23 protein-coding genes and 1 pseudogene are annotated in these 26,357 nt (G+C 56.2%); 14 read left to right on the forward strand and 10 right to left on the reverse strand.

Annotation, left to right across the window (positions count from 1 at the left end):
- Positions 1–308: 308 nt before the first annotated feature.
- Positions 309–1,034 (reverse strand): winged helix-turn-helix transcriptional regulator, encoded by a 726-nt coding sequence (locus MGEO_RS03140; protein ID WP_085635598.1) that lies wholly within the window; start codon positions 1,032–1,034, stop codon positions 309–311.
- A 130-nt stretch (positions 1,035–1,164) separates the two neighbouring features.
- Between MGEO_RS03140 and MGEO_RS03145 the strand changes: the two genes are divergently transcribed.
- A complete protein-coding gene (locus MGEO_RS03145; RefSeq protein WP_085635267.1) occupies positions 1,165–2,586 on the forward strand; it encodes an FAD-binding oxidoreductase in 1,422 nt (473 codons plus the stop codon).
- A 248-nt stretch (positions 2,587–2,834) separates the two neighbouring features.
- Here the strand turns inward: MGEO_RS03145 and MGEO_RS03150 are convergent, their stop codons facing one another.
- Entirely contained in the window at positions 2,835–4,085 is a 1,251-nt protein-coding gene (locus tag MGEO_RS03150) for a tyrosine-type recombinase/integrase (protein WP_085635268.1), read from the reverse strand.
- 820 nt (positions 4,086–4,905) lie between these two features.
- Here MGEO_RS03150 and MGEO_RS03155 point away from each other — a divergent pair.
- From MGEO_RS03155 to MGEO_RS03170, 4 genes are all read left to right on the forward strand, one after another.
- Positions 4,906–5,421, forward strand: coding sequence for a DUF805 domain-containing protein (locus MGEO_RS03155; protein ID WP_085635269.1), 516 nt, complete (start codon positions 4,906–4,908; stop codon positions 5,419–5,421).
- A 73-nt stretch (positions 5,422–5,494) separates the two neighbouring features.
- Entirely contained in the window at positions 5,495–6,265 is a 771-nt protein-coding gene (locus tag MGEO_RS03160; RefSeq protein WP_085635270.1) for a hypothetical protein, read from the forward strand.
- 79 nt (positions 6,266–6,344) lie between these two features.
- Complete coding sequence (locus tag MGEO_RS03165) at positions 6,345–6,815, forward strand: hypothetical protein (RefSeq protein ID WP_198948079.1); 471 nt, start codon at positions 6,345–6,347, stop codon at positions 6,813–6,815.
- Positions 6,816–6,820: 5 nt separating this feature from the next.
- A complete protein-coding gene (locus tag MGEO_RS03170; RefSeq protein ID WP_085635272.1) occupies positions 6,821–7,147 on the forward strand; it encodes a hypothetical protein in 327 nt (108 codons plus the stop codon).
- Between the two features lie 207 nt (positions 7,148–7,354).
- On the opposite strand, the gene MGEO_RS03175 is transcribed toward MGEO_RS03170, so the two are convergent.
- A complete protein-coding gene (locus MGEO_RS03175) occupies positions 7,355–8,242 on the reverse strand; it encodes a M48 family metallopeptidase (RefSeq protein WP_143746222.1) in 888 nt (295 codons plus the stop codon).
- An 880-nt stretch (positions 8,243–9,122) separates the two neighbouring features.
- Here MGEO_RS03175 and MGEO_RS21910 point away from each other — a divergent pair.
- From MGEO_RS21910 to MGEO_RS21325, 4 genes and pseudogenes are all read left to right on the forward strand, one after another.
- Positions 9,123–9,250: pseudogene (locus MGEO_RS21910) on the forward strand (chloramphenicol acetyltransferase); the annotation flags it as partial.
- A 116-nt stretch (positions 9,251–9,366) separates the two neighbouring features.
- The gene (locus tag MGEO_RS03190) at positions 9,367–9,930 is read left to right on the forward strand and encodes a hypothetical protein (RefSeq protein ID WP_143746223.1); all 564 of its coding nucleotides are present in this window, start codon (positions 9,367–9,369) and stop codon (positions 9,928–9,930) included.
- On the forward strand, positions 9,927–10,409 hold the full coding sequence (locus tag MGEO_RS03195) for a hypothetical protein (protein ID WP_085635276.1): 483 nt from the start codon (positions 9,927–9,929) through the stop codon (positions 10,407–10,409). Before MGEO_RS03190 ends, MGEO_RS03195 begins: the two co-directional genes overlap by 4 nt.
- 88 nt (positions 10,410–10,497) lie before the next feature.
- Positions 10,498–10,641, forward strand: a complete 144-nt coding sequence (locus tag MGEO_RS21325) for a hypothetical protein (protein ID WP_158090970.1) — start codon at positions 10,498–10,500, stop codon at positions 10,639–10,641.
- On the opposite strand, the gene MGEO_RS03200 is transcribed toward MGEO_RS21325, so the two are convergent.
- Together MGEO_RS03200 and MGEO_RS03205 are read right to left on the reverse strand one after the other, a co-directional pair.
- Complete coding sequence (locus tag MGEO_RS03200) at positions 10,623–11,558, reverse strand: PLP-dependent cysteine synthase family protein (RefSeq protein WP_085635277.1); 936 nt, start codon at positions 11,556–11,558, stop codon at positions 10,623–10,625. The two genes, MGEO_RS21325 and MGEO_RS03200, sit on opposite strands and share 19 nt — an antisense overlap.
- 501 nt (positions 11,559–12,059) lie before the next feature.
- The gene (locus MGEO_RS03205) at positions 12,060–12,797 is read right to left on the reverse strand and encodes a dienelactone hydrolase family protein (RefSeq protein WP_085635278.1); all 738 of its coding nucleotides are present in this window, start codon (positions 12,795–12,797) and stop codon (positions 12,060–12,062) included.
- Between the two features lie 309 nt (positions 12,798–13,106).
- On the opposite strand from MGEO_RS03205, the gene MGEO_RS03210 reads away from it, so the two are divergent.
- Both MGEO_RS03210 and MGEO_RS03215 read left to right on the forward strand, forming a co-directional pair.
- A complete protein-coding gene (locus MGEO_RS03210) occupies positions 13,107–13,571 on the forward strand; it encodes a (2Fe-2S)-binding protein (protein ID WP_085635279.1) in 465 nt (154 codons plus the stop codon).
- A 3-nt stretch (positions 13,572–13,574) separates the two neighbouring features.
- A complete protein-coding gene (locus tag MGEO_RS03215; RefSeq protein WP_085635280.1) occupies positions 13,575–15,761 on the forward strand; it encodes a xanthine dehydrogenase family protein molybdopterin-binding subunit in 2,187 nt (728 codons plus the stop codon).
- Between the two features lie 320 nt (positions 15,762–16,081).
- On the opposite strand, the gene MGEO_RS03220 is transcribed toward MGEO_RS03215, so the two are convergent.
- The gene (locus tag MGEO_RS03220) at positions 16,082–16,975 is read right to left on the reverse strand and encodes a glycerophosphodiester phosphodiesterase (RefSeq protein ID WP_085635281.1); all 894 of its coding nucleotides are present in this window, start codon (positions 16,973–16,975) and stop codon (positions 16,082–16,084) included.
- 444 nt (positions 16,976–17,419) lie between these two features.
- Between MGEO_RS03220 and MGEO_RS03225 the strand changes: the two genes are divergently transcribed.
- Complete coding sequence (locus MGEO_RS03225) at positions 17,420–18,037, forward strand: TetR/AcrR family transcriptional regulator (protein ID WP_085635282.1); 618 nt, start codon at positions 17,420–17,422, stop codon at positions 18,035–18,037.
- 190 nt (positions 18,038–18,227) lie between these two features.
- Here the strand turns inward: MGEO_RS03225 and MGEO_RS03230 are convergent, their stop codons facing one another.
- Positions 18,228–20,792, reverse strand: coding sequence for an ATP-binding protein (locus MGEO_RS03230; protein WP_085635283.1), 2,565 nt, complete (start codon positions 20,790–20,792; stop codon positions 18,228–18,230).
- 357 nt (positions 20,793–21,149) lie between these two features.
- Here MGEO_RS03230 and MGEO_RS03235 point away from each other — a divergent pair, with 357 nt between their 5' ends.
- Positions 21,150–21,764 carry a hypothetical protein gene (locus MGEO_RS03235; RefSeq protein WP_143746224.1) on the forward strand — a complete coding sequence of 205 codons (615 nt, stop codon included), beginning with the start codon at positions 21,150–21,152 and terminating at the stop codon, positions 21,762–21,764.
- Between the two features lie 13 nt (positions 21,765–21,777).
- On the opposite strand, the gene MGEO_RS21100 is transcribed toward MGEO_RS03235, so the two are convergent.
- The 3 genes from MGEO_RS21100 to MGEO_RS03250 form a co-directional block, all read right to left on the reverse strand.
- Positions 21,778–22,503: a DUF6639 family protein gene (locus tag MGEO_RS21100; protein ID WP_143746225.1), complete on the reverse strand. Its 726-nt coding sequence runs from the start codon at positions 22,501–22,503 to the stop codon at positions 21,778–21,780.
- Positions 22,500–22,889, reverse strand: a complete 390-nt coding sequence (locus MGEO_RS03245) for a KH domain-containing protein (RefSeq protein ID WP_085635286.1) — start codon at positions 22,887–22,889, stop codon at positions 22,500–22,502. Before MGEO_RS03245 ends, MGEO_RS21100 begins: the two co-directional genes overlap by 4 nt.
- Positions 22,890–23,023: 134 nt before the next feature.
- On the reverse strand, positions 23,024–24,502 hold the full coding sequence (locus MGEO_RS03250; protein ID WP_085635287.1) for a tetratricopeptide repeat protein: 1,479 nt from the start codon (positions 24,500–24,502) through the stop codon (positions 23,024–23,026).
- Between the two features lie 186 nt (positions 24,503–24,688).
- On the opposite strand from MGEO_RS03250, the gene MGEO_RS03255 reads away from it, so the two are divergent.
- Positions 24,689–26,353, forward strand: coding sequence for a winged helix-turn-helix domain-containing protein (locus MGEO_RS03255; RefSeq protein ID WP_211297964.1), 1,665 nt, complete (start codon positions 24,689–24,691; stop codon positions 26,351–26,353).
- The last annotated feature ends 4 nt before the right edge of the window (positions 26,354–26,357 follow it).

Consider the following 26,357-nt stretch of genomic DNA (forward strand, 5'->3'; position numbering starts at 1 on the left):
TCCTGACCCTAGCCTAAACGACACCATTCTTTGGGCGGCACCGATGCAGTTCGCCATCCGATCTTGGCAGTATTTTGACGGATTGGAAGATGGGTGTGATTTTGTTGGTCGTGTTGCCGAGGGTAAGGTGGACTTCACGTCAGGCACAGAGATTTGCGTCCGCCCACCATGCGATTAGGTGCAGCGCAGCTTCGCCAGACCGGACATTCGTCTATCGTGCAGCATTTTGAGAAGTCGAAGGTCAGCAGAGCGGGACTTTTCTGCCATCCATGGCAGAAATACGAATGACCGCTTCCCTGTCAGTGATCCTATGTCGAGCCTGCTTTACCCACGCGATTTTCTAAAGGTCGCTTAGAAATTCCGGATAAGCCGCTGAGGCCCAGCCAATCACGTGACCTTTTGACGATTCCGTCTCGACCGGTGATATCCAAGGAACCATCCCTGACCGCGTCATCGAGATCGCGCCATCCCATCCAGACGCGGGTCATGGTGCGTAAGTCTGTCTCGACAAAAACGTCGATCTCACGCCCGGGATCGACATAACACAAGTCGACATCGTTGTTCTCGAAGACGAGCCAATGATCCGTCAATCCCTCGGGCGCATCCGAAAAGATGAATTGCACGGTGAACGGGTCGGGGAGGAAGCTCGCGGGTTTGACATTCCGTCGCATGTCCCACATCAAAAACCTGACGTCGATGTCCTTGAGGGAAGGCTCTTCGCCGATCCATTCCTGTCCCCAGATCGCCATCGCGCGAACCACGCTCGACAAGGCTTTGCCAGCCTCTGTAAGCCGGTAGTCGCCGAACTTTCCTCGCGTCCCAGCTCGGTGTTTGACGAGACCGTTTTCTTCCAGGTCGCGCAGCCGTCGCGCAAGCAACGATCGAGAGGCAAGCGGTAGGCCCCGTGCGATATCGTTGAAGCTGGTCGATCCGTCGAGAAGCTCGCGGATAACAAGCAACGTCCACTTGTTCCCGAGCATTTCGCTGGCCATCGCAAGCGGACAATACTGACCGTAGCCTTTTTCAGAGCCCATCTGCATCACCTCCGTCTATGCTAAAATAATCGCGGCACGGCTCGCAAACCAGTCCAATCCGTGGACTGGTTGGAAGCGTCGCGACCCGGCAACGTGATCATCGAAACCACACAGAACCCCGGAGGACCAGATGGGCACGGAATTTCAAACGCTGAATGGACAAACAAAGAGCATTGGCGAAGAAGCGATCAACGGTCTCGAATCGGCAATGAGGGGTCGGCTCCTTTCCAAGGATCACCCTGACTACGACAATGCCCGGCGCATCTGGAACGGCATGATCGACAAGCGGCCAGCCCTGATCGCCGAGTGCAGCGGCACCGCGGACATTATCTCCGCTGTCAGGTTCGCCGCCGCACATGGCCTGCTGACGTCGGTGCGCGGCGGCGGTCACAATATCGCCGGAAGCGCGGTTTGCGACGACGGGCTCATGATCGACCTGTCGCTTTTGCGGGCCGTTCGCGTCGATCCCGAGGCGCGTCGGGCATTCGTCCAGCCCGGGGCATTGCTGGGCGATGTCGATCACGAAACCCAGGCCTTCGGACTAGCTGTGCCTACCGGAATCAACTCAACCACCGGCATCGCAGGACTGGCTTTAGGTGGTGGCTACGGATGGCTGTCGCGAAAGCATGGTCACACGGTCGACAATCTTGTGTCAGTGCAGATCGTAACCGCCGACGGCGTTCTGATAAAGGCTTCTGAAAATGTTAACTCCGAGCTGTTCTGGGCGATCCGCGGTGGCAGCGGCAATTTCGGTATCGTGACGGAGTTCGAATTTGCACTCCATCCTGTCGAGACATCGATGATGACGGGTCCTGTCGTTCATTCGCTGGAGGATGCCGCGTCCACATTGAAAGCGTATCGCGACGTCGCGGCCCAGTTGCCTGACGAAGCCACATGCTGGTTCGTGCTTCGCAAGGCACCGCCGTTGCCTTTTCTTGCGCCAGAGCATCATGGCAAGACTGTCCTGCTGATGCCCATGGCATTTGCCGGCCCACTTGACGGGAGCGAGGCGGCTCTCGCTCCGCTGCGGTCTATTGGCAACCCCATTGCCGATGGCGTTTCACCGCATCCCTACACCGGATGGCAAGCGGCCTTTGATCCCCTGCTTACTGAGGGCGCCAGAAACTATTGGAAATCGCACGACTTCAGGGAACTAACTGACGATGTGATCGGCCTGATGATCGAGGCAGCGAGCGATCTGCCGACCGACGAGTGCGAGATTTTCGTCGCACAGTTGGGAGGGGCAGCTGGTCGTGTAGACGAGGAAGCGATGGCTTACGCTCATCGGAAAACTCGCTATGTCATGAACATTCACGCCCGATGGAGCAATGAAAATCAGGATGAGGTCTGCAAGACATGGGCGCGCGCGTTGTTCGACAAGGCCGCACCGCTCGCTGAAGGCAGTGTCTATATCAATTTCGTTCCTGAAGCCGGGGAAGAGCGGAGCAAAGGCGCGTTCGGAACCAATCAGACGCGGCTGGAGAACATCAAAGCTAAGGTCGATCCTGCAAACCTGTTCCGCGCCAATGTCATGATCCAGCCCAATCCGTGAACCTTGCAAGCGGAGGGAGCTAAATCTGAGGGGGGTGCGCCCGGCTTTTATGCCGATGGCGTGCCTCTTTTCAGTTGCCAGAAGCAGTCGTTCGCAAAAAACTGCAGCATCCGGTACTTTGGGCTCGAAGCCGTCATGTGGTGACGCAGCATAAACACCGCTTCAATCGTCGCTTGAATGGCAGCTGTTTGCTATGCGACCAAATCGGTTTGCAGGCGCGAAGAAGGTCGGCTTCCCGCGCGGAGTGCTCAGACTCGCCCGTTTTCTTTCGCCTTCTGCTCTGCATATTCCTCCGCTGACAGCTCGTATCGCTTGCCGGTGAACATATCCTTCTTCATGCGCGGGGTCAGATGGCTGTAGTGTCGTTCGATCATGCCAATCGACGTCCCCATCTGCTTGGCCAATGCGTGCACATCCATACCGTCGTTCACGAGTGCAAAGGTCGCGTATGTGTGTCGCAGGCTGTAGAGTGTACGATCCTGCCCGGTCTTGGGGCACTTGAGCAAACCAGCGTCTTTGAGGAACGCCTTGAAGGTTTGCCGAAGGTGCTCTGTCACAGTGCCATCGGGCAAGCAGAACACTGGCAGGTCCAGCTTCTGCTTGAGCATGTCGTAGAAGTCGATGTCTTTGATCGCGTCCGTGCGGGAGTGAATGCGCTTGAGATAGTCGATGGTGCCCGCGCGACCGATGGCTTCGTGCGGCTTGGTCTTTCCGTGCAGATAGAGTTCAACGTACTCCAAGCCATTCTCAGTAAAGACTGTAACGTGCTTCCATCGTAGGTTCTGCGCCTCAGTGCCGTGACGCATGCCGGTATTGGCGAGGATCAATACGTAGTCGCGGAGCAGGTAGCGCATGTCCCGTGACTTGCCGCCTTTGCCCTTGTCGATCCAATGCGGCAGCTTGCGGATCATCGTGCGATAGTCTTCCAAGCTGAAATCAGGACGCCTAGTGGCACCTTCACCTTTGTTGGACAGGATCGGCACTTTGCCTTGCGTGATGAAACCACGAGCGACCGCCTCAGCGTAAACTTTGTTCATAGCTGAGTTGTGTGTATTCAGCGTTGATGCCTTTGGCTCCCTACCAATCTGCTCCGCGCGCCACGCGTTGAAGGCTTGGATTTTTTCGTGGTCAACGTTGGTAATGAACGTCTTTCCGAAGAAAGGAATGAAGTAGAGGTTGAGAGCCTTGATGTAATCCTTGAACACCTTGCGCCCGGCACCCGCATCCAGCTGCCGCTGCATGTCCGCAATTGCCAATCGTGCGACATCCTCAAATCGCTTAGTGACAACGGGCAGGTCGTGCTTGGCGCGGAATTTGTAGTCGAGGTACTGCTCACGGGCGACCGTCTTTGCTTCTTCAAGATCGCGCTTGCCCGTGCTGATGCGCACCCAGTGTTCGTCGATTTTGAACGTGGCCTGCCAGCGCTTGCTTTTGGGGCGCTTGTAGACCTTCACCTCCCCATCCAGCAGCACATGCGTATCTGCGCCCAGCTTGGCCATTCCTGCTCCTCGGTAACCTCATCACACACTAAGTTCGTGTGTTGGTGATGTCAGCCGAAAATCGACAACTTTGTGCCGAGGACTGATAGTTTGGTGAGTGCGGCAAGGACCGCTGTAGTGAGATGCAGAAGTTGGGTGGCAGTGGGCCATTGGCGTAGCTGCGGACGAAGAGGCCATTGTTTCAAGCGAAAAGACTTTCCAAGCTCGAGTCCGCTGACTAACCTATAAATCCATGCAAGTTAGAGAAACGCAAAACCAAACGGTTCAGAAGGGAAGAGGGATGAACATAAAATTGCTGTCAGCCGGAATTGTTGCTTTAGGGCTTGCGGGATGTGTGGAAGTCGGAGATGCAATTGAGGACCCGGGAGCATTTGAGTGCCGCGAGAGAGGAGCGTCTCTGATGCGGGTTGGCTATGATCAGACGTCGGCAAGTCCGATCAATTTCGATGCCTTCGGAACACGGAACTACTCCGTATACGCTGGAGGAACCACTTTCCGTTGCTCGGTGAACTCGGACGACCAGATTATCGCATTCAATCGTATGTGAGCTAGCGGAATATTTTTCGGCGCGGGGCGGGCTTTCTGGTCCGCCCATTTTGATATCGCCGGTCGACTTAACATCACGCCTGAGTATATTGCGACGCCGGACCGGAAAGGTAGCCTAATCAGATAGCCGACATTCCCGAGATCGAGCTCTATTCCCGAGATGCGGACGAAGCAGACTGTTGCAGTTGCGGCATCTGATTAGATCGACCAAAGCTTGCAAGATGTCTCCTCCTGTCAGAAAGTACCTGTCAACCTATTCAGGGAGGTTGCAAATATGGGTTTTGTTGAAGCCACCAAGACATGCCTTACAAAATACTTCGTTTTTTCCGGGCGCGCGGCGCGGCCCGAGTACTGGTGGTTCGTGTTGTTCGTGGTTGTCGTCAGCGTTGTCTTGGCAGTTGTCGACGCCTCCCTGTTTGGCACGGACCCGGAAACTGGAGAGAGCAGCCAAGTCCTCACTCCGATATTCCAACTTGCCGTTGTCGTACCCATGCTTGCCGCTGGATGGCGTCGACTGCACGACACCGGAAGACCAGGCTGGTACTTGCTTTTGCCTGCAGCACTGAGCATCGCAACCATGTTCATGCTGTTCAGTGGCATCGCTGTATTTTCAGTCCTCGAGCAAGGGGCTGACGACCCTGAAGCGTTGAGAGGCCCAGCGGCACTACTTGGTGTAACTGGTTTGATGGTTGTGGGAGTTCTTCAACTGATACTCTCGGTGTTGATGATCTGGTGGCTCAGCCGACCATCACAGGAAGGTACAAATGAATATGGTCCACCCGCAGCTTGAACTTATGACGTAGATCATCAGCGCCTTCGCGGCGAAATGACGAACCACGGCCAAACTGACCAGGGGGTTATCTATGAAGCGACATCTTGTTGCCGGCTCGGTCTTCACAATCATGATGTCATCACCGGCCATGGCTGACTGGAACTTCAGTGGACCGCCCAATGCCAACGCCTTCATTCAGACGGGCAACATGACGCTGGAGTTACAATGCGATCGGGTCCGTTTTGCGCCAGCAGGTTACGAGGACTCGCAAGACATCGTTTCCAAGCAGGGCCTTTCCTTTCGGTTCATGAAGGATGGTTCGACCGAGGTAGGTGCGTTTCAGGCCGGATCGGTGAATGCGGATATATCGCTCGTCGACAACTATCCTGTTGAGGTCCGTTTCTTCGATCAGGGCGACTATGATTTCGTTTTGGATCAGATCGCGCAGAACGCAGTTCTGAACCTTTCGATGGCTGATCAGGATGTCTCTTATGGCATTTTTACGCTCAAAGGCTCATCTGCGGCGGTCAGATCCCTGCGCGCTTCCTGCACCTCCAACGCGTCGACATCACAGAGCATGGAGGCGCCAGAAGGCATTGTGTATTGCGGTGGCGGTGCTGTGCAAAGGGTCATCGAATACGCAATAGTAGGTCAATCAGGCGACCAGTGGGATGCTGCTGTGACCGTCAATGGTGAGACCATTCGCGCCATGACCTCATATAGCTTCTTCGGAAACTCCGAACCACCGGCAGGCTTCCAGATGGCGCTGCTGGGTGAAGATCGGTCAGAGTTCCTCGTCTTCAGCGATGGTGGCCGGAACTGGATCGAGTTTGGCGATTACACCTACGATCAGTGTAATTGAGCCGCATGAGAAGGCCGGAAATACAGACATGGTGAGCCGACCATCTGAAAAGGGAAAACGCGCTGGTGCCGGCACAAGATTGGCTGTCTTCTGTGCGATCTCCGCAGCTATTAACACTGCTTCGGCTCATGCGCAGGACTTGTCCGGGTTGCCCACACAGTTGCTTGAGAAAGTCGAAGCCGCGCAGCAGGCATGCTCGAATTTCGAAAATGGACAGTTCGCCCTTGAATTGGGAGCCATTCACCGCGTCGATCTCGATGGGGACAACCAGCGGGACTGGGTTCTGGACGAGGCGGGTTTTGCCTGTTCCACCGCTGTGTCGCTCTATTGCGGGACAGGCGGTTGCGTGTCTCACTTCCTGATCGAGGATCGTATGTTTTCGCTTCTCAATCAGGGATGGGACATGGCGAACATTGGACCATTCCGTGTGCTATTAGCGGATGTGCATGGCTCGCAATGTGGTGGGATCAACCCAACGCCCTGCGTCGTGGCCAGTGTTTGGGATTCAGATGAAATGGTCTGGCGCAGCACGGGTGCAGAGTGGGAGTAGAAAACATGGAAAGGCGCCTCGAAAAGGTCATGCGTGCTATCTGTGCCTGCGCTCTGGCGCTGACGGTGACGGGATGCGTCGAAACCGCTCCAGAGTTCGCGATCAGCGAACCTGACCCGCAACTGAACTTCGTTCGCGGTTACCGAAGCGTTGCGGACGAGTGCCGGCTTGTCGGCGAAACCGCGTTCACTGTCGATTTCCTCGACGATGCGGCCGATCTTGTGGCCTGTCCGACGGGAAGTGCTGCAATGGCAAGCCTGATGGCGGAAACGGGAGCGCCCGTAATCACCCAAACCAACAGCTTCTCGTTCTTCAGCATTCCCTACCGCTGAACTGAGCGGCCCCATTCGATCGGTCCAAGTAGAGAGCTAGTGCATGACCGGCCTCTGATCCATCGGGATGACAGGTTCGGGGCCTTAGGTTCATAGCCGAGCGTGCTGTGCGGCCGTCACCGCTAGATTTCACACGGCCAGTCGTCCCGCGCATGGATGAGTTGGCCCGCAGCCGCCAAAACCACGATGTCGGCGTAGCGCCCGCCCTCAGAACATTCCGCCGTGCGCCTTATAGCCCCTTTCGTCGATAGACTGCAGCGCATGGTAGCGTTTCACCCCGACCGCATGGTTCGACATGATATTGGCGGCGCGGATGAACCATTCGTTACGTTCATCTTCTGACTGCACCTTCAGTTCGTCGTGGTTGACCTTGTGGTTAATCCAAGGGCCGGCCATCAGCAGTGATATCGTCTCGCGGTGGTGGTCGCAGACCGAGTGAGCCAGCCGGTCTGCCGAATACTCTTGTGCGCGGATCGTGCTGACACCCAAAACAGGGATGAGGTTCGGGAGGAAGGTGATGATCAGGCGCCAGAGTGACACGTGGCGCAGGCGGTGGTGGGAAAGTTCGTGGGCGATTACGAATTCGACCGTTTCGGGGGACCGGTCCATCAAGAGCGCGATCTCGGCGAAGATGACGACGTACTTGTAGCGCGCGTTGCAGGACAAAGCATAGGCGTTCACCACGCCATTACCGTTCTTCACGTATAGCCGGGGCGGGTTTTCCATACCCATGCGCTGTGCGACGTCTTGATAGAGCGTCCAGATCTCGGGGAACTGGTTCGGGCCGACCCGCACCGCATTCGCCTTGTCCATGGCGATCCGGTAGAACCGCGTGAGGAAGATGATGACTGGCGCGGCAAGAAGAAGAAGTGCGTACTGGCCGAAGTCGCTGGCATCCTCAGTGGCTGCATCTGTCACCGCGCCCGAGTCCTCTTGCGCCAAGAAGCTGGCGAGGCCGAGGATCAGCACGAGGATCGAGATGATATAGGCCACGGTGACTAGCGGCATCTCCCACCTGTGGCGGTAGCGTTCGGGGCTGGTTTGTGGGTTGGCGAAAGCTGCGGCTTCGGGGCGAATAGCGGAGGTGTCTGCCACTGGAAATTCCCTTTAGAGCTTTTGTGACATTACTCTACGGGGCTTTGACGATTTCTTGGAGCGCTAGTTACTTGTGTCCGTAGGCTTTGGCGGCGCCCAGTATGAAACTTGTGCTCAGTGCTGCACTCTTCATAAAGTCCAGATCCAAGACGAGGCCGCGCTTCTGGTCCGCACCATAATTCACCTTGGCCAGGAGCCGCGCAAGAGAAGCGGGCAGTCGATCCAGCCGTCGACAGGCAAGATTGGGCTCGATCCGGCCTTTCGCAGCACATAACACGAAAGCCTGCTCTCGGCGCATCCAGCGTCGTCCAGGCTTGTGTGGAGTTGATGTGTTTGGAGATTTCGCCGAGTTTCTGTGTTTCAAGAGTGGGTTCAGTTACTGTGTTCCAGTTACTGTGGGCAAACACTGTGTTGCGAACAGTATGGTCAACACAGCGATTCCAAACACTGTGGTCAACACAGTCTTTCAGCCAGCCCAGCGCCATTTCAACGCACGAAAAACTGTGCGATGAGTGTGCAACGCACGAACTAAAAACTGTGCGATGCGCAAGTGGCTTGTTTTTATGACTAAAGTGGTGCCCGGGGGCGGAATCGAACCACCGACACGAGGATTTTCAATCCGACCACTTCGTTGCGCAATCTTTCCTGCGACCAGAATGGCGATACTCTTAATCTGCGGTGACGAGTTCGCGATAGTTTGAGCTCCATACAGAGTACATCTGTGTTTTCACTACACAGTCTACACTGTTCCCGACCGTGCGTTGCAGGAGGCTAGATTTCTCCTCCCGTCTCACGATGAAAGAGTTTTGCTCGAAGGTCCGGAATCCATATTATTGTGACTGAAGAAGGCGCATATCGCGTTGCTATCGTGAGGGTGACCATCGGCCATGACGTCTGGATCGGGCACGAGGTGACCATCGGAACAGGGGCCGTGATCGGTGCGGGGCAGTTGAGACACGCGATGTTGCGCCCTATACGGTTGTGGGAGGCATTCCCGCGCGTCCCATCAAACAAACGCCGATTTACCGAGGCACAGGCCGAGGCGCTGCTGGAGATCGCCGTCTGGGACTGGCCGAGAGAGACATACAAAGCGGCATTGCCGGACATACGGGCGCTCGACATTGATGCCTTCATTGAAGAATATCGCCGCTGACTCACCGCCCGAGCAACCCGCGCGCCGTATCTTCGACACTGGGTTCCTGTTCCTGGCGCTGTCTGCGCTTCTGGCTGGTGTGTTGGTTGTCGTGCTAAAGGGGTGGGAGCGAGCGGTTGAAATCGCGTTGTCCGAGCTGTGGTTCATGACCGTTCTGGCCCCAAAGATAGCCGCGGGCATGTTCATCGCGGCTACGCTGCCGCTGCTACTGCCCCGCGATAAGGTGGCGATCTGGATCGGACGGGAAAGTGGTCTTCGTGGGCTGCTTCTGGCAGCTTTAGCGGGAGCCGCGATTCCTGGCGGTCCGGCGATGACCTTTCCCCTGGCGGCGAGTTTCGGTCTCGTAGGCGCGGATGTCGGCGCGATCATGACCTTCGTCAGCAGCTGGGCGCTGCTCAGCCTGAACCGCACTCTGATCTGGGAATTCTCGTTCCTGCCGGTCGATTTGGTCTCGTGGCGCATTCTTCTGTGCCTTCCGGTGCCGATCCTGGTCGGGATGGCCGCGCGGGCGGTTTTTGGGCGGAGTTCCGAGTGAACATTCTCATTGGAACAGTCCTGCTGGGAGCCGTGGCGCTGTGGCTTTACTTGCGCCTGCCCAATGCCGAATGGCGCGCCGCCGGGATGGCGAACGCCTGGCGCATGGCGCAGTTCACCGCCCCCCGGATCATTGTCGCACTTCTGGGGGCCGGATTCTTTGCCGAGCTATTGCCTCCCGAGAAGGTGCGCGCATTATTCGGAGAAGGAGCAGGCGTGTCGGGTGTTCTTCTGGCGATTGCCTTGGGTCCGATCACGCCGGGCGGGGCCTTCGTGGCTTTTGCGGTGGGGGCGGCTGCACTCAAGGCGGGGGCCACATCGAGCCTCGTCGTGACCTATGTCACGGCGTGGTCTCTTTATTCCGCGTCACGCTTTCTGGCCTATGAACTGCCGCTGATGGGCCGCCAATTGGCCTTGCGTCGGTTGATCTTGTGTCTGCCAGTGCCCTTCGTGATTGCCGGCGCTGCGCATGTATTCTGAGCGCAACCGTGTCGATTCGCTGCTCGCGCTGGTGTGGTTGATGCGACCAGTTGCGTCCCGACTTGACCTCTGACAGGAGCCTGTCTGCATGCCTGACAGTCAGATCGAAACCGAACGTCTGATCCTGATGCCTCCGGCGCTGGAGCATCTCGACGCCTATGTCTCATACTGCGCGAGCGAGCGTGGCCGCGCTAGTGAAGTCGCATTTCCGATTCAAGTGCCGTCTGCGTAGATATGGCCTCCCAGATATTTCGAGCCTGTATCGCAGCACAAGGTGACCACGCGTTTTGACGGCCCAAGTTCGCGTGCGATCTCTATGGCCGCAACAACGTTGAGCCCGGTGGATCCGCCTCCAAACACGCCTGCGTCGCGCGACAGTTTCCGACACATGTCGAACGCCAATTCTTGATCGATTGCACGGCACTCGTCCACTTTGTCTCGATCTAGAAATGGCGGCTCGAATCCAACACCGATCCCCTCGACCCGATGCGGGCCACCCTTGCCGGTTGTCAGAAGCGGCGACTGCAAGGGTTCGAGTGCAACAATCTTCGGCTTAAGCCCAGTTCTTGCAAGACCGTCAGCCGTTCCCATCAAGGCAGCTCCGGTGCCCACAGCGGCTACCAGTACGTCGATCCCCTCGCCAAGATCCGCTGCGATTTCTTGCCCCATGGGCTCATAACCTGCGCGAACGTCCGGTGACCCGAACTGGTCCGCGTAGTGACTGCCGGGTTCCTCTGCCAACGCGTGTGCGCGCGCTTTCATACGCTGGATGAGATCTGGAGTAATGGTGCCGTCTTCACTCTTTTCTACGAGAACCTCAGCACCGAAGGCCTGCATGGCTTGACGTTTGCTTTCGGAAAACGCGTCAGAGAAAACCGCTGTAAACTTCAAACCCAGGACGGCCGAGACGAACGCAAGGGCCGTCCCTGTGCTCCCGCCCGTATATTCTACGACCCGGTCACCTGCTTTCAATTCCCCTCTCGCCATTGCGCGACCGAGAACCGAGACAGCCATTCGGTCCTTATAGGACCCCGTAGGGTTGCCGCCCTCCAGTTTGATCCATATTTCGGCGCCGTTTTCCGGCTCGAACTGCTTGAGCCTGACAAGAGGAGTGTTGCCGATCGCCCCCAAGGCGTCTTTTGTCCGCATATCGCCCTCTATCTAGGTCAGAGATCGAAGCCAATTGTTATCGCTCATTGTCGTCCCATCAACGGGCAATTGAGCATTTCGTAGGGGCCAGCTTCGGCCGCTTCTAAATCATTCAACGAGAGCCCTCCAAAAGGCCGCATTCAGACGCTAAGCCGCCAAGAGATCGCTCTCCAGCTTCTCAAACAACGAGACATCTTCCTCGGGGCTTTCGAATAAGCGCGTCCGCCGTAGGGGATACGAAAGAACGTGAAGCTGTTCGTTTGTGCGCTCGTGCGGACTGAGGTTGGTGCCAAGTAGGTAACCACCGGTATGAAGGACCGCTTGAACCCAATTCAGGTAAATTAAGCTGTATTGAAAGGCACGGCTGGATCTTGAGCATCGGAAATGAACACGATGGCAGTGACGCCTAACAGTCGATGGGCTAAGCGAGAAAGAGTGCCAAATTCAGCTCAGTAGAAGCGAGCGCACCACGTTTGTTGTGCATGGTGCGCTCCATAAAGATCAACTCTCGAGTTGCTCGCTTAGGAAGGTGGAAAAGGCGTCCCAGCTGGCTTGATCCGCGCGCTCTTGGTAGCGGCTCGAGCCGAAGACGGTAAAAGCGTGGGGGGCGTTCGAGTAAACCTTGATGGAATAGACGTTGCCCGACGCTTCGAGTTCGGTCGCGAAGGTTGCAACATCTTGCATTGTGATGGATGTGTCGGCTCCTCCGTGGAATACCAGAACGGGCGGTTCGTTCCCGTCCCAAGCTTGACCCACTGGCGTACCTAGCCCCCCGTGGAATGTCGCAAAGCCACTGACCATTTCCGCCATTTCGCTCCGCGCCATTTCCAAAGCCACTGCGCCGCCAAAGCAATAGCCGGTCACGACCATTGCGTCAGTTTCCGAGCGTGAAAGCGCTTGATCTACCCCAGCTTTGATTAGCGTACGCATGCGTTCACGGTCTTGATACAGCGCTCCCGTTGCAGCGCGCCGGTGATCCATGGTCTCTGTTGGTGTTTTATCACCGAACATATCCAATGCGAACGCATTGTAGCCCATTTCCGCAAGCATATCTGCGCGTTTGCGTTCGTAATCGGTCATACCATCCCAGTCATGAACAATCAGAACCAGGCCCTTCGGGTCGTCCGCTTGCGCCCAATAGCCGGTAAAGGCTTCGCCATCGACGTTGTAAGAGACGTCGTTAGCGAAAGCGGGGGTGGCGAGAAGAAGTGCTGTTGCAAGTGTTGATATAAAACGCATTTTGACCTCCAGTTTATCTGCGCTGGGAGCTATTCCACAAAGGACATAAGGCAAGTTGGGAGAGTGGTGCGCTTGGATTGATTGTCTGCAACGCACAGTTCAATCTCAGCTTTCAGGAGCACTAACCTGGGAGCGGTTTCCATTTACACATTCTTGCAAGCCCAGCGGACCGACCCGCTTAGATCCACGAATTGGCGGGCGGGAGATAGCCTGTCTCCTGAGCATGCCCCGATTTGTGATTGTTGGATCGATGTAGTGCCCTAGTCTCTACTTTGTTGCAAAGCGCTTGAAGCCGAAGAGGAATATTGGATGACGATATCTTTGAAAATCAATGGTGCCCTCAAGGAAGTTGATCCGGCCCCGGGTACACCACTTCTTTGGGTGCTGCGAGAAGAGCTTGCAATGACCGGGACCAAGTTCGGTTGTGGCGTGGCGGCTTGCGGAGCATGCACGGTTCACATTGACGGCGTTGCAGAACGTTCCTGTCAAGCTCTCGCAGAGGATCTTGAAGGATCCGAAATTACCACGATTGAAGCGATTGGTTCCTCACCCGCAGGTGCGGCGGTCCAAAAAGCATGGACCGAGCTGGATGTGGTCCAATGCGGATATTGCCAGTCTGGTCAGATCATGTCGGCCGTAAAGCTGCTCAACGATATCGCAAATCCAACCGACCAGGACATTGACGACTACATGGACGGCAACGCCTGCCGCTGTGCCACCTATGTCCGTATCCGGGCTGCGATCCATCGCGCAGCGGATATCATGGAGGGTTGAACAATGACCTTGAACACAACCAGGCGGAAGTTTCTGAGCGGTGCTGGCGCCGCGCTGTCCGTTTTTGTGATTGGCTTGAACCCGAAAGGAGTACTGGCGACGACGTCGGCTTCGGGAGGCAACATTACCCCGTTCCTCACTATTGCCGAGGACGGTACTGTGACCGCGATCATCAAGCATTTCGAGGGCGGGCAAGGTGTATCCACAGGCCTGTCCGCACTGATTGCTGAAGAGATGAATATGGCACTGGAAGACATCCAGTGGGAACATGCGCCGTCTGATCCATCACGATACGCCAACCTGTTCTTTGGTGGTTTCCAAGGCACTGGTGGATCGACCGCGATGGCCAATTCGTTCATACAATACCGCACTGCCGCTGCAGCCGCCAAGGAGATGCTGCTTGCCGCAGCAGCAGAAGCGTGGGGTGTGGATGCGTCCACTTTGTCCCTGTCAGAAGGCTTGATATTGGGGGCTGAGCAGCAGGCCGGAATTGGGGATTTCGTGGCCGCAGCAGGCGCCATGCAGGTGCCGGAGGCCCCGACGCTCAAAGATCCATCTGAGTTCCGCATCATTGGCAAAGAGATCCGGGCCCGACGGGACACCGCCGATAAGATCAATGGCCAGGCGAAGTATGCGATGGACGTGCAGCTTGAGGGCCAGATGGTCGTCGCTTTGAAGCGTGCTCCAAAATACGGTGCCAAGGTCGCGTCCTTCGACGACAGCGCTGCAAGAGAAGTGCCTGGATTTATCATGGCGCATACTCTGCCCACGGGTGATGCAGTCATGGCCTATGCGCAAACAACATGGGCCGCGTTTCAGGCACGGGATGCACTGGAGATAGAATGGGACATGGCAAACGCCGAGACCAGGAATTCGGCCGCCATTAAGGAAGAGCTTCTGGGGATGGTCCGAACCGAACCGCAGTTTACCGGCAGCGCCACGGACCTTGCGACTGCTTCGAAAGCGATCGACGGATCGGCCAAAGTGGTCGAACGAGAATTCTATTTCCCGATGCTCGCCCACGCGCCTATGGAACCGATGGGTGCGACGATCGAACCGACAGCCGATGGCGGCGTGATCATGCACGACGGGGCGCAGTTCCCGACTGCAAACAATATGGTCCTTGGTCAGGTCCTTGAACTGCCTCCTGAGAAGATCCAGGTGAACACGCTCTACGCCGGTGGGTTCTTTGGGCGGCGGGCAACGCCCAATTCCGACTACGTGGTCGAGGCGGCGCTTGCGTTTGCCACTACGGATCGCACTCGACCCGTGAAATTGGTCTGGTCGCGTGAAGATGACATCACGGGCGGGTATTACCGACCTGCGATGGCACATCGCGTCCGCGTTGGCCTTGACGCCAATGGCGCAATTGTTGGCTGGGATCACCGGGTCGCCGGCCAGTCGATCTTCAAAGGCACCGCATTCGAGCCGATGATTGTTCGAAACGGAGTGGATCATTCCTCGGTTGAGGGTATTGCCGACGGTGCCTACACAATCCCGACGCAGCATGTTGGCCTGACCGATGCTGTACCGGCAACCACAGTCAACTGGTGGCGTTCTGTTGGTCACAGCCACACTGGGTATGTCATGGAGGTTATGATGGACCTTCTCGCGGAAGCTGCAGGTGCAGATCCAGTGGAGTATCGTCTCCGTTATCTCGATGAAACGAATCCCGACGGAGCACGGATGGCGACGACCCTGCGTTTGGCGGCTGAGAAAGCAGGTTGGGGAAACGACCTGCCACAAGGGCGCGCACGAGGCATCGCGGCCCATAAGTCGTTCGGTAGCTATTGTGCGATGGTGTGTGAAATCTCCACCGATGCAGACGGAGTCGTGAAGATCGAAAATGTGACCGCTGCCATCGATTGCGGTATCGCGGTTACGCCGGACGTCGTCCGAGCACAGATCGAGGGGGGTATAGGCTATGGTATGGGGCACGTCATGCGCGATCAGATTACGCTTGAAGACGGGGCGGTCTATGAACAGAACTTCCCGGATTACGAGCCTCTTCGGATGCGGGATATCGCGGAAGTCAAAGTGTACATCGTGCCTTCGACCGAAGCACCCACCGGTGTCGGTGAGCCTGGAACGCCGCCGGCGGGCCCTGCATTGGCTAACGCAATCGCGGCTGCGAGTGGTAAGCGTGTTACGCATCTCCCTATGACATCATCAGATGTGGAATTTGCGTGACGTCTATAGCGGCGCTCATTTGGGCGCCGCACTTTTGGCCTCGGGTTTTGTGATTAACGAAAACTGTCGGCTACGCACGTGTCTTCAGGTCTGTTTAGTTGGACTGCTTCAATCGGCGAAGCGCAATAAGGGTCTTGGTGCAGCAGATGGCGGAACGGAGCCCACATTGGACCGTCCCGGTCACATTCAGAAGCTTGAGCGATCTTAGATCGACACCTACTATGTTGGGTCCGTAGACCTCCACCGGTTTCAATTCGAAAAAACCGAGGCCCCCACAGTTATTACGATCGTTTCCAGTTCGTGGAAAACCAAGTGAGCGTTCACCTGCCCAGAAGCCCAAGAACGGCGTCAGGGTAGTCCGTAGTAAAAGCGGCGACCGGCTTGTTCAGTGCATCCAGCCACGGGGCAGTATCGCCACTCGTCAATGCTACGTCCTCAACCGAACTGACGATACAAAGACGCACTTCGAGTTCTGCCGCTCGTGCAATCAGATCCTGACTGAGTTGGGTGGTGTAGACGTCAACGATCTTCAAGGCTGAGCCGTACGCGTCTACTAGCTTTTCCAGCGTTGCCGTTGTATCACGCACATCTGTCAAACTGTCCCATGCACCGATCCCGGTGGCGGTCATGATCTCGTGCAGTTTTGCCTTGTCTTCCCAACTGAACAGCAAGATGTTCTTTGGTTCCTGTGCTTCAAGCAGGGCTGTGAGGCTGTCTGGATCGTAGACGTCAAGTCTGAGCACGGCCAGCATTCGACCGGCAATCAGTTCGAGCACCTCCTTGAGTAAAGGCACCGGATGGTCGTCCCCGCTGGGATCGCGCAGTCGAAGCTTTCCAATCTCCTCGAGCGTGTAGTCGTTAACCAAATGCCAAGCAGCAGCCATTTCCCCAGAATTGCGACGCGGGGGACCATCAGGATAGACCTCGCGAACGTTCGTTGTTCGGGTAAAGGTTGGGTCCTTCATTACGATATATTGATCGTCGGCGGTTTTCTGGACGCCGATAATTATTATGTCTACGCCGCGATTTATTGCCCACTCGAAACTGGCAAGCGATTGCTCAGGATAACCAGTGTCCACCGCCTTACTGCCTGCCACGACAGCCGGTGTCCGGTCAGGGGAGAGCCTTTCGGTCACGCTCATCTGAGCGAGACTGAAGTCGGGTGCGTACAGCATGGCTGCTGTCACCAATGTGAGTACGTATTTCATTAACATGTCGATCCCCGGGAAGAACCATTCTTGCGTCTAACTTTACTGCTGAGGTGAGTTCCGATTCTCAGTCTGTGCGACAGGCTTGGCTGTTGCCTTGATCTCGCGCAATGCCGCTGAAATCCGGAGATGCGCCTCGCTCAGCGGACCCTAAAGCCAAGCGCGGCTCATGGCTGGAACGAGCCCAAGCAGAAGTGCTCGGTTCTTCGTGTTGATAATTTCTGCATTGAGACTGCTCCAGCAATCGGTAGCAACGCAGAGGCAAAAGAGGTTCGCGTAAAGCGCGGCGGCTTTGTCTAGCCCGATGTCCGAGTTGCTGACGAACCGAGCGCCCTCGATTGCCCCACTCCCATTGTTAGAAGAAGGCGTTCAAACCTACTGAGGATCAAGCCCACACTTGATCGTTGATTTATTCGTTCGAACGATCTAATAAAGTCTTGGGAGGATCACATGGCTCGGGTCACCGCAGAACGCGTTCTTCAAACAAAGCGGGAGCTGCTGGATTCGGCGCGGCTTGTTTTGACTCGCGATGGATTTGCCAATCTATCTACCCGCGCCGTGGCCCAAGCGGCCGGAACGCAAATGAGCCAGATCCAGTATCATTTCGGATCGAAGGAGGGGCTGATCCTCGCGCTGTTCGAAGACATGAACACGCGGCTCGTGCACCGGCAGCGTGAAACATTCGAAAATCCTGACCTGACAGTATCGCAGAAGTGGTTCCTCGCGTGTGATTATCTCGAGGAGGATCTGGCATCGGGTTATGTGCAAGTCCTTCAGGAGCTGATTGCGGCCGGTTGGTCCAACCCCAGGATTGCAGGGGTTGTCCGCTCGGGGCTGAGGCATTGGCATGATCTGATCGAAGGTCTCGGACGAGAGTTTCAGGATAAGTACGGCAACTTCGCCCCGTTTAATCCGTCAGAACTTGCTGCGCTTGTCAGCTCTGCGTTCATTGGGGCGGAGGCGTTCATCCTGCTCGGATACGATGACAAGGACCACCCGATCCGTACGGCGCTCCGCCGTGTGGGCGACGTAATGGCGGCGATTGAGGAACGTTCAACGGAAGGATAAGACAATGCGCGCAATGCTTCCCAATATCGAAGGCAGAAGGCGACGGGCGGGGCCGTGATAGGCGACTACGCTGTCCACTAGGAGTTGCAAGCGGAGTATTTCGAAGGTGGCCTGGGTACTGACTTCCGATGAGCTGCCCACGGTCAACGGCAAAGGGATTTTGGGCAACGGCGGCACCAGGACGCAAGAACTATAGCAATCCTTCATTTCGCGCCTTTGCCGCAGCTTCGCCTCTGGAAGAGGCCTCGAGGCGCGAGAGAATAGCAGATACATGATGATCTACGGTTTTGGGCGAGATAAAGAGCCTTGCTCCAATCTGCTCATTGGTTAGCCCTTCATCGATTAACCGGAGCACGTCAATTTGTCGGTTTGTTAAGCCGTAAGGGCCTTCGGCCCGGGGACGGCCCCTCGATCTGTTTTTGGGGTTCCCGAGGATTTCATTCATGCGCCCGATTGCGGGAAAGGCCTGCAAAACTTCAAATGTCGACTGAGCCTCTTTTTGCTGTTCGGGAGAGCCGAATGCCAAAGCCAGGGCACGATTATAGGGTGCGCCCATGTCTGCCCATGCGCTCGCCGCTCCCGCAATGTCGCCCTTGAGCTCTAGTAGATAAGGTTTTGGAAAGCGCGCAATGTCGAGATCAGAAACCTCCGCACCAAGCCGATTCAGCCAGACGGGAACTCCAGCAACCGCCTCTATGTCCGTAGACTTGGCCGCAACCAGTCTCAGACGCTCAATTGCTTCTGCCATTCCTTGTCCAGACAACCACGCGCGTTCGGCAACTATTTCCGAATAGGGTCCTATCCTTTGCGCCTCAGACGTCTCATGATCGAACAACGCTAGGTATTCTCCGACATCGTCGTTTCGTTCGGCTCCGGTTCGTACCTGATAGATGAGCAGGGCGATGGCGCCATTGAAGTGATAGTTCTCTGGAACGCGGTCTTCTGGATCGAAGCCTCGAGATGCAAAGTGGACGACTTCGTCCCATTGTCCGAGGTCCATTTTGGTGCGTCCAATCATGCCGAGCGCATAACGATGATAGGCGTCCAACTCGTTCTCGAGGGTGAACTGGGCCGCAATCTCCGCACGCTCCAACGCGTTCTTGAACTCGCAACGGTGATACTCAAAGTGCATCCAGTTGCTCATTGCCCGCGCTGCATGGTCCGGATCGTCGAGTTTCAACCCAATCTCAATGCTTTCCGACAACAGCTTACGTCCAAGTTCGGGGTCAGAGTGCGTCTTTGACATGCCAAGGTTGTTGAGAGCGTGTGAAATGATGTCGGGACGATTGAACTCTCGGGCAAGCTCTATGGCACGTGTTGCTGGCGCTTCGACCTCGGGAGTGTGAAATCCTGTCATCAAGAGCTGCGACAGAGAAGAATAGGCCTGCGCCAATTCCGGCCCCCGATGATCGGCTAGAACTGCAATGGCTTCGCGAACCGCTTCGAAAGCTCCCGAGAAGTCGCTTCTTATCCAACGATATCTTGATAGTTTCCGCAGGGCATCTCCGCGCCTGATCGGGTCTGACTCACCAATCTTTTCAAGCGCCCTTGTTTGGAGGCCCGCCGCAGCGGGGTGATTGCCAACAAGATAGCAGGCTGCTGCTGCTGCCTCGAGAAGACTTGCGTCAGACGCGTCCGCGAGCGCGTCGACAGCCATAAGATAGAACTCGGCCGCCTCGCGCCTTGACCCTACCGCTTCGGCTGCGCGCGCGGCTTTTGGTGCGAGTTCAGCAACGGCCGACTTGTCTCCCGCAGCTTGTGCGTGATGGAGTATTCGTGGAAGACCGGCATCTTTTGAGTTTCCAAGTCTTTGAAAGAGACGCTTGTGCAGTGCCTGTCGTTTGATAGTTGAAATGGATGAAGACACGGCTTCCCGCGCAATCTCATGGCGGAACGAAAGAGCCGTTTCGGACATTGTCAAAAGCCCTTCTTCCAGACAGATTTCGATCGCCGCCTCCGCGTCAGTGCAGTCCGCTATGGCCATCACATGCTCGACCTCCGCCCGGCGCGGCATGATGGAAGCAGCCTGGATAATTGACTTCGCATCGCCAGGAAGCTGATCAATGCGCGCGAGAACAGCGTCCCTGATGCTTAGGGGAATCTTTTTTCCAGCATTGCTCAGCAGTTCGGAGACGTAGAAGGCGTTGCCTCCGCTCGCGGCGAATACCTTCGACGGGTCTTTCAAACTCTCTCGACAAAGCTCAGAGACCGCAGCTTCGGACAGTCGAGAAAGCTCGACCCGGTTCATGATATTCGTCGGTAGGTCAACGAAGGCTCGGCGGATCATCCGGCGCTCTTCGACGCGTTCCGCCCTTGAGCTGACGACCAAGCAGATAGGATGGTCAACGATCCGTCTAGCGATGAAACGCACGAGATCAATTGTAGCGTCATCTGCCCAATGGAGGTCTTCCAAAACGACGAGCGTGCCGCCCGGGTGGTCTGCCAAGGCCGATAAGACATGAGAAAACACGGAGAAAGTGCGTTCAGAATCGGCGAGCCTGTCGGCAAGATGCAGGTCGACATCGACAAGAAGGTCACGCCAAGGACCCAACGGTTCTGCCACGCGAAGATCTTCGCATGCGCCGCGCAGGATGCGAATGTTGGGGCTGACTTGCGATGTAAAGACCCTTAGAAGGCTCGTCTTTCCCACACCCGCTTCCCCGGAGACAAGCGTGACACGACCTTCGCCCGAGGTTGCGGGTGCGAGGCTTCGTAAGAGCGCTTCGAGCTCTTTCTCCCTGTCTAACAAACGCATCCAAAGGTTCTCCCTAGGCAAAACCTAGCGCGAGATCATTTTCATAGGGAGATAAAATGGGGAACTTGCGGCTCAAAAATGGGGAATGCTCCCGAAGCGCTGATCTTCTGGAGGTGCAATGCTGGCTTCAGAAACTAACGAGATGCCCCGCAAACAGGAGAATAAAACGATGGGACTCTTCCGCAAATTCCGCAACCTTCCCCGTGCTTCGTCGATAGTCGAAACTGCTGAAGCTGAACGCTTTCTCAGGAGAGGGCCGAATGATAAACCAGCCGGTATCCGGCATAATCATACGCTGCTTCGATCGCTCGGAGGGTGGTAAAGCCCTGGATCGAGTGGCCAAGAGAGTTTGTTTTCATGCAACATGAGATGGTTGGAAATCTGCAAGAAGGGTATCATGGCCAAGAAAGAGATCACTTTTGTTCTGGTCCATGGTGCTTGGCATGGGGGCTGGTGTTGGAAACCGGGCATCAGATTCCGACACTCGATGAAGCGCTCAGTCTAATCGGCGACACGTGTCTCGTTGTGTTGAACCTTCAAGAGTTTGACTTGGAGGGTCTGAAGGCCGTGCTGGCGAAGCAGCCAAAAGGCAACCTCTTGGCATATGGCGTGGATCCAGAGGTCGTAGATGAGGTAGTAGATGCGACCGGCATCGCCGGATATGCAAATATTAGCCAAACGCGCTTGTTCGAGACGGAAACACCACTTCAAATCCTCGAAACTTGGTCTGAAGTGATCGGCGACGAATTGGTACTCGCGCATGTCAAACGAGTCCGGCACATAACTCCTGAACTTCTGGAACGCGCGGAGCAACTTGGCGTCAAGCTGTCGGTCTCCGGATATGGCAAGGAGGATATCGCGCTGGGTGACAAAGGAGATCAGTCTGCTTGGCTAGAGACGCTGGATAGTGGAGCGATGGTCTATTGGACAACCATACCGGACCAACTACTCGAAGTGCTTTGGGATAAATAGCGAGGCCACTCTGCTATCTGTTTATTGTGCACTCGGGTGGATTGAGGCACCGCGAAGCCGCGTCGAGTGTGAAGTCAATTTCTCCGGAGACGATGCCTGAAATGAACCCACAACCATCCTCCTGTTTTTCGAAGTGACGCCACGCCCAACTGCCGAAAGTAATGGGCGACATTGTTAAGAAGAAATCGTTGAGCATGTCGCGGGTCACGTAACTCTCCTGCCCGGGCATAGCCCTGAGTAAAGACTCGCGTTCTGGCGCTGTCAGGGACAAGTATTGCATAGCGTAGGCGACATATTCATCTTCCGCGATGGTTTCTCCTGCTCCGTTTCTCATTTGAAACAACAATGCATGGGCCAATTCATGTGCGATAATGCTGGAGAAGAGGCTCTCGATCGGTATTGCAATCAGTGGGCTCTGATCTCCCAGCAGCTTTGACATGACGTTGGGTTCAAGGACGTAAACTTGATTGCTCTCGCAATGATAGACTCCGAGACAGTTCTGATGATCCAGGAGAGGTCCAGCACCGATTTCGATCGCGATGGGCTCAGATTGGGAGAGCCCGCATCCTTCGAGCGTCGCAAGAGCCTCATGAACAGCATTACACGCAGCTTCTTGAATGGATTCGTTGTCTGAGACGATGGATACTTCAATTGGTGAGCGGCGGCACAGTAACTCACCCGAGGCTGAAACCGTGCTGAAAGATATTGCCAAAGCGCAGAATGTGGCGAGCGACTTCACTCTGGATCCATACAGTTCACAAACGGATACACCTTGGACCGATGAACGGATGGGGCGTCTTCACCCGCTTTGTACATTGCCCATGTCGAAACGTATTCATTGCGATCCCTTGGAAGATAGATGTGCCGAAAGACTTCCGAGATTGACCCATCGGCAGCTTCGATCTGTTCTCGATTGAGACAGGACCGACCTGTGCAGAAGAACCTTGTCGTGACAGGTCCAGCAGTTGTTCTTCGATCAAGTTCCAGGCTTTCGCCATTCTTTCGGACCACACCGCAATCGAATTTGTTGAGATCAACTGCCATGTCTTCCGCCGCAACTGCGGTTGCAATCAATGCTCCGGTAAGACCATGAAAGACAACTACGCATAAATTCTGATGAGCCATTCTAGAATTCCTCTCTGCGTTCGCGGGTGAGTGGATAAAATGTGCGGCATTCTGAATGTGATGCTTTGAGGCAGATCAAAGCGATCGCTGATCCGCATTGGCACCCGCCCGAACCGGACGGGTGCCAAAGTATTTCAACCAAGCTGTCCCAGCGCTGCAATGCTGCGGGCGCGGTTGGGGGAAAGCGCAAGCGTCTTGCGATATGCCTCTGCTGCTGCTTCCGGCTGACCGGTCTCGCGCAGGAGATCGCCCAGAAGCTCGCGCGCAGGCAGAACATGGCCCGGCGTGACCGGACTCTTGCCAATTTCGTCCTCGAGGTCGGCGGCTTCTGTCTGAAGGCTGATTGCAAGGTCATCGTTCCCTTTGGCGCGTTCGATCCACGCCTTCACGCTCAGGATCTGGCCTTCAGTCAGCCGCGCCCAATAGTTCTGTCCCCGGTCGGTCATGGTCTTGTGAAGTGCGTCCAACTCTTCAACAGCCCCTTGCGCGGATTCCGTGTCGCCGGAGCGCGCCGCGCCTAACCCTCTGGCGAACGAATGCATTGCGACCGTTTGGGGAAAATTCTCCCACGGGATGGCAGAATGCATGTCCTTCGACAATGCCGCAGCCTCGGCCCACTTGTCCTCCTCGAGAAGCAAGCGGAGTGGAGATGCAGCCAGTGCATAAGCGCCCCCGAAGGATGGCTGATGGTTCGGGATCGCCATCATTTCCGCCACAAGCTCAGCAGCTTTCTCAGGCTCACCGATCTGGAGATGTCCATAAACCATGTAGTCGATGGCGTGGACATAATGCGTCTGCACGATATCGCCCGACACCTTCAGCGCCGCCTCTGCAGAACGCCGATTCAGGTCGATCGATGTGGGCCAGTCGCCGGTACGTGTGAAGATATGCGCTGGCATGTGGAGTGCATGGGCCGCGTCAGGAGCAGTCTTGTCATAGATTTCCGCATACCGCAGCCCACGCCCTTTCAGTGGGGGATTGTCGTAGGCATGGATTGCGTAGTGAATCACGCCCGGATGATCAGGTGCAATCAGATGCAGACTGTCGAGAAGGTCACCAACCTCTGCATTGATTTTCACACGGTCCGGCCCGCCTGGTGCTGTGGCAAGCCGGGCAAGTGCAGCAAAGGCAGCAGCGTCAATGCTGTCGCCGTTTGCCTCGTATGCAGAGACTTGCGCGTCTGCCCAGGCGTTTATCCGGGCGCGGTAACCGTCGTGCCCGGGCGCATAGAAGGCGAGTGCCGCGTCAGAAAAAGCCTGTTCCAGTGCGCTTTCCGGTGACATCTTTGCCAAAGCCGCTGCGGCCGCGATGCCTCTTTCGGTTTCGTCAGGGGTCGGCCCGCCTGGCCACAACGGATGGAAATTCGCCATGGCTACGCCCCAGAAGGCCATCGCGCAGTTCGCGTCAGCTTCGGCCGCGCGGGTAAAGTCGGCCTCGGCCTCAATGTACATCATGTTGTGCAGGTCGGTCAGACCGTCATTGATGAGGTCGTCGGCTTCGGCAAGACAGGTCGTCGGAAAATCGATGCCCTGCGCCAAGCCCATGTTCGGAATTGCTACGGATGCTATGAGTGTAGCGAGCAGGCCGACTGACCGCGTTCTGAAAATCTGCATAAGAAATCTCCCTTGGGTGCTGTGTGACTTGTTCTCATGCGCTGTTTGCGCAGGTGTCATTGGGGGATGCCGGAGAATGAAAGGCTTGAAGAAACCCTGAAATCGGTCTGAATTCTTTCCGCGGAACACAAAAACTCGCCCGACAGTCAAAGATGGCGTATCATCCGATCAGGGAGCCAGCGTCCAGTGACCCAGCACGATCCGAACTTCCAGCCCCAAGATATCCGCCTTGGTGAAGCGGGCTTTCGGTGGCGGGACGGGTGCCTGCTTGGTCCCGACGGTGTGGAACTCCCTCTTCGGGCAAAATCACAAAAGATGCTGGCTGTCCTGCTAGCCGAACAAGGGCGCATTCTGTCAAAGGATCGGCTGTCCGACCTTATTTGGCCGGATACGGTCGCGACGGATGAAAGCATCGCGCGATGCATCTCTGATATCCGCAAGGCCCTAGGAGATGACGGCCACGACATCGTGCAGACCTTTCCCAAGCAAGGCTACCGTATAAACGTCACGAGGTCCGAAGCGGCGGTCAAAGCGTCGCCAGCGCCTCGTCGCATGGCGGTTCTGGCGTCAGTCGGTGCGCTGGCCGCATTGGTGCTTCTGGCGGTGTATGTTTTCAATGCACGCCCCCAAGAGGCGGGTTCTGAAATCGCTGGTGTGACACCGACAGAGCTTCGAGAAGCGGTGGCCATCATTCCATTCTCAGCCAGCAACGAAACAGACCGGTTTCTTGCTGCAGGCCTTTCCGACGATCTCGAAATACATTTGGCTGAAATGTCCGGCATCAAGATCGTTGCACAAGTGCAATCCGATGGGGTCGAAAACACTACGCCAAACCTCTTGGATACGGCGCGTTTGCTTGACGCACGTTATCTCGTGCATGGCTCTGTGAGACAGCTCGAGGACAACGTCTCCCTCTCAGTTCGATTAATCGATGGGATTGACGGCTCTACGATCTGGGCCGACCGCCATGAAGGGTCACGCGCCGGGCTGATGACGTTCCGGGACGACTTACCCGAGGCTCTCCTCGCCGCCATGTCAGTCACGCTTAGCGAACGCGATCGTCAACGCCTTGCGCTGACCGACACCGAAGACCCCGAAGCCTTCGAAGAAGTGATGCATGCCCGCAGAGAGATCAGCACCTTCACCTACGAGGGCAGCCTTGCAGCAGAGCGACATCTTCTGCGAGCGGTTGCAGGGGATCCAGCCTACGCGCGTGCCTACGCTGAACTCGCATCGGCGTATGCCATTCGACTCGAGAACGATTGGTCCGTGATCTCCGACGCAGACAGCGAGAAGGCGTTCTTCTTCGCCGAGCGTGCGCTCGAGCTGGACCCCGGGCTGTGGTTCGCCCACTACGCCCTTGGCCGACTGCATTCGGTGGCACCGGGCGGTGACACTGAAGCGGCTCTGACGCACCTTCGGGAGGCAATGTCACTTCAGCCGGATAACGATGATCCAAGAGCGTATTTCGCAATTGTCCTTGCGATGTCGGGCGATCTGGAAGATGGATTGGCGATCTTCGATGGCATTATGGCAACGCATCCGCAACCGCCATTCTGGTATCATCTCGGACAGGCGAATATCCTCCAGCATCTTGGCCGCAACGTGGAAGCAGAAACCGCGATCCTGAGATGCCTTGAGCAGATGCCGAACAGCCCATATTGCTTAAGGCTTCAGATCGCTATCCTGGCTCGTCTGGGGCGGCTGGACGACGCTGAATGGGCAATTGCTGAATATGCCATTCTCGGACACGATGTCAGCCTTGAGGCGATGATGAAGAGCGCACTCGAAACCGATGTCCGGATGAAAGAATACCTACGGGAATCGTACGAGCTCGCCGGTATCGAATAAACCT

This window comes from Marivita geojedonensis (assembly GCF_002115805.1).
Taxonomy (GTDB): domain Bacteria; phylum Pseudomonadota; class Alphaproteobacteria; order Rhodobacterales; family Rhodobacteraceae; genus Marivita; species Marivita geojedonensis.

Coding starts and splice junctions, on each gene's coding strand:
- MGEO_RS03215 (WP_085635280.1), top strand. CDS start 13,575: ATGACCTTGAACACAACCAGGCGGAAGTTTCTGAGCGGTGCTGGCGCC.
- MGEO_RS03150 (WP_085635268.1), bottom strand. CDS start 4,085: ATGGCCAAGCTGGGCGCAGATACGCATGTGCTGCTGGATGGGGAGGTG.
- MGEO_RS03230 (WP_085635283.1), bottom strand. CDS start 20,792: ATGCGTTTGTTAGACAGGGAGAAAGAGCTCGAAGCGCTCTTACGAAGC.
- MGEO_RS03200 (WP_085635277.1), bottom strand. CDS start 11,558: ATGCGGACAAAAGACGCCTTGGGGGCGATCGGCAACACTCCTCTTGTC.
- MGEO_RS03250 (WP_085635287.1), bottom strand. CDS start 24,502: ATGCAGATTTTCAGAACGCGGTCAGTCGGCCTGCTCGCTACACTCATA.
- MGEO_RS03205 (WP_085635278.1), bottom strand. CDS start 12,797: ATGCGTTTTATATCAACACTTGCAACAGCACTTCTTCTCGCCACCCCC.
- MGEO_RS03145 (WP_085635267.1), top strand. CDS start 1,165: ATGGGCACGGAATTTCAAACGCTGAATGGACAAACAAAGAGCATTGGC.
- MGEO_RS03140 (WP_085635598.1), bottom strand. CDS start 1,034: ATGGGCTCTGAAAAAGGCTACGGTCAGTATTGTCCGCTTGCGATGGCC.
- MGEO_RS03245 (WP_085635286.1), bottom strand. CDS start 22,889: ATGGCTCATCAGAATTTATGCGTAGTTGTCTTTCATGGTCTTACCGGA.
- MGEO_RS03225 (WP_085635282.1), top strand. CDS start 17,420: ATGGCTCGGGTCACCGCAGAACGCGTTCTTCAAACAAAGCGGGAGCTG.
- MGEO_RS03155 (WP_085635269.1), top strand. CDS start 4,906: ATGGGTTTTGTTGAAGCCACCAAGACATGCCTTACAAAATACTTCGTT.
- MGEO_RS03160 (WP_085635270.1), top strand. CDS start 5,495: ATGAAGCGACATCTTGTTGCCGGCTCGGTCTTCACAATCATGATGTCA.
- MGEO_RS03190 (WP_143746223.1), top strand. CDS start 9,367: ATGCCTTCATTGAAGAATATCGCCGCTGACTCACCGCCCGAGCAACCC.
- MGEO_RS03170 (WP_085635272.1), top strand. CDS start 6,821: ATGGAAAGGCGCCTCGAAAAGGTCATGCGTGCTATCTGTGCCTGCGCT.
- MGEO_RS21325 (WP_158090970.1), top strand. CDS start 10,498: ATGCCTGACAGTCAGATCGAAACCGAACGTCTGATCCTGATGCCTCCG.
- MGEO_RS03235 (WP_143746224.1), top strand. CDS start 21,150: ATGCAACATGAGATGGTTGGAAATCTGCAAGAAGGGTATCATGGCCAA.
- MGEO_RS03220 (WP_085635281.1), bottom strand. CDS start 16,975: ATGTTAATGAAATACGTACTCACATTGGTGACAGCAGCCATGCTGTAC.
- MGEO_RS03210 (WP_085635279.1), top strand. CDS start 13,107: ATGACGATATCTTTGAAAATCAATGGTGCCCTCAAGGAAGTTGATCCG.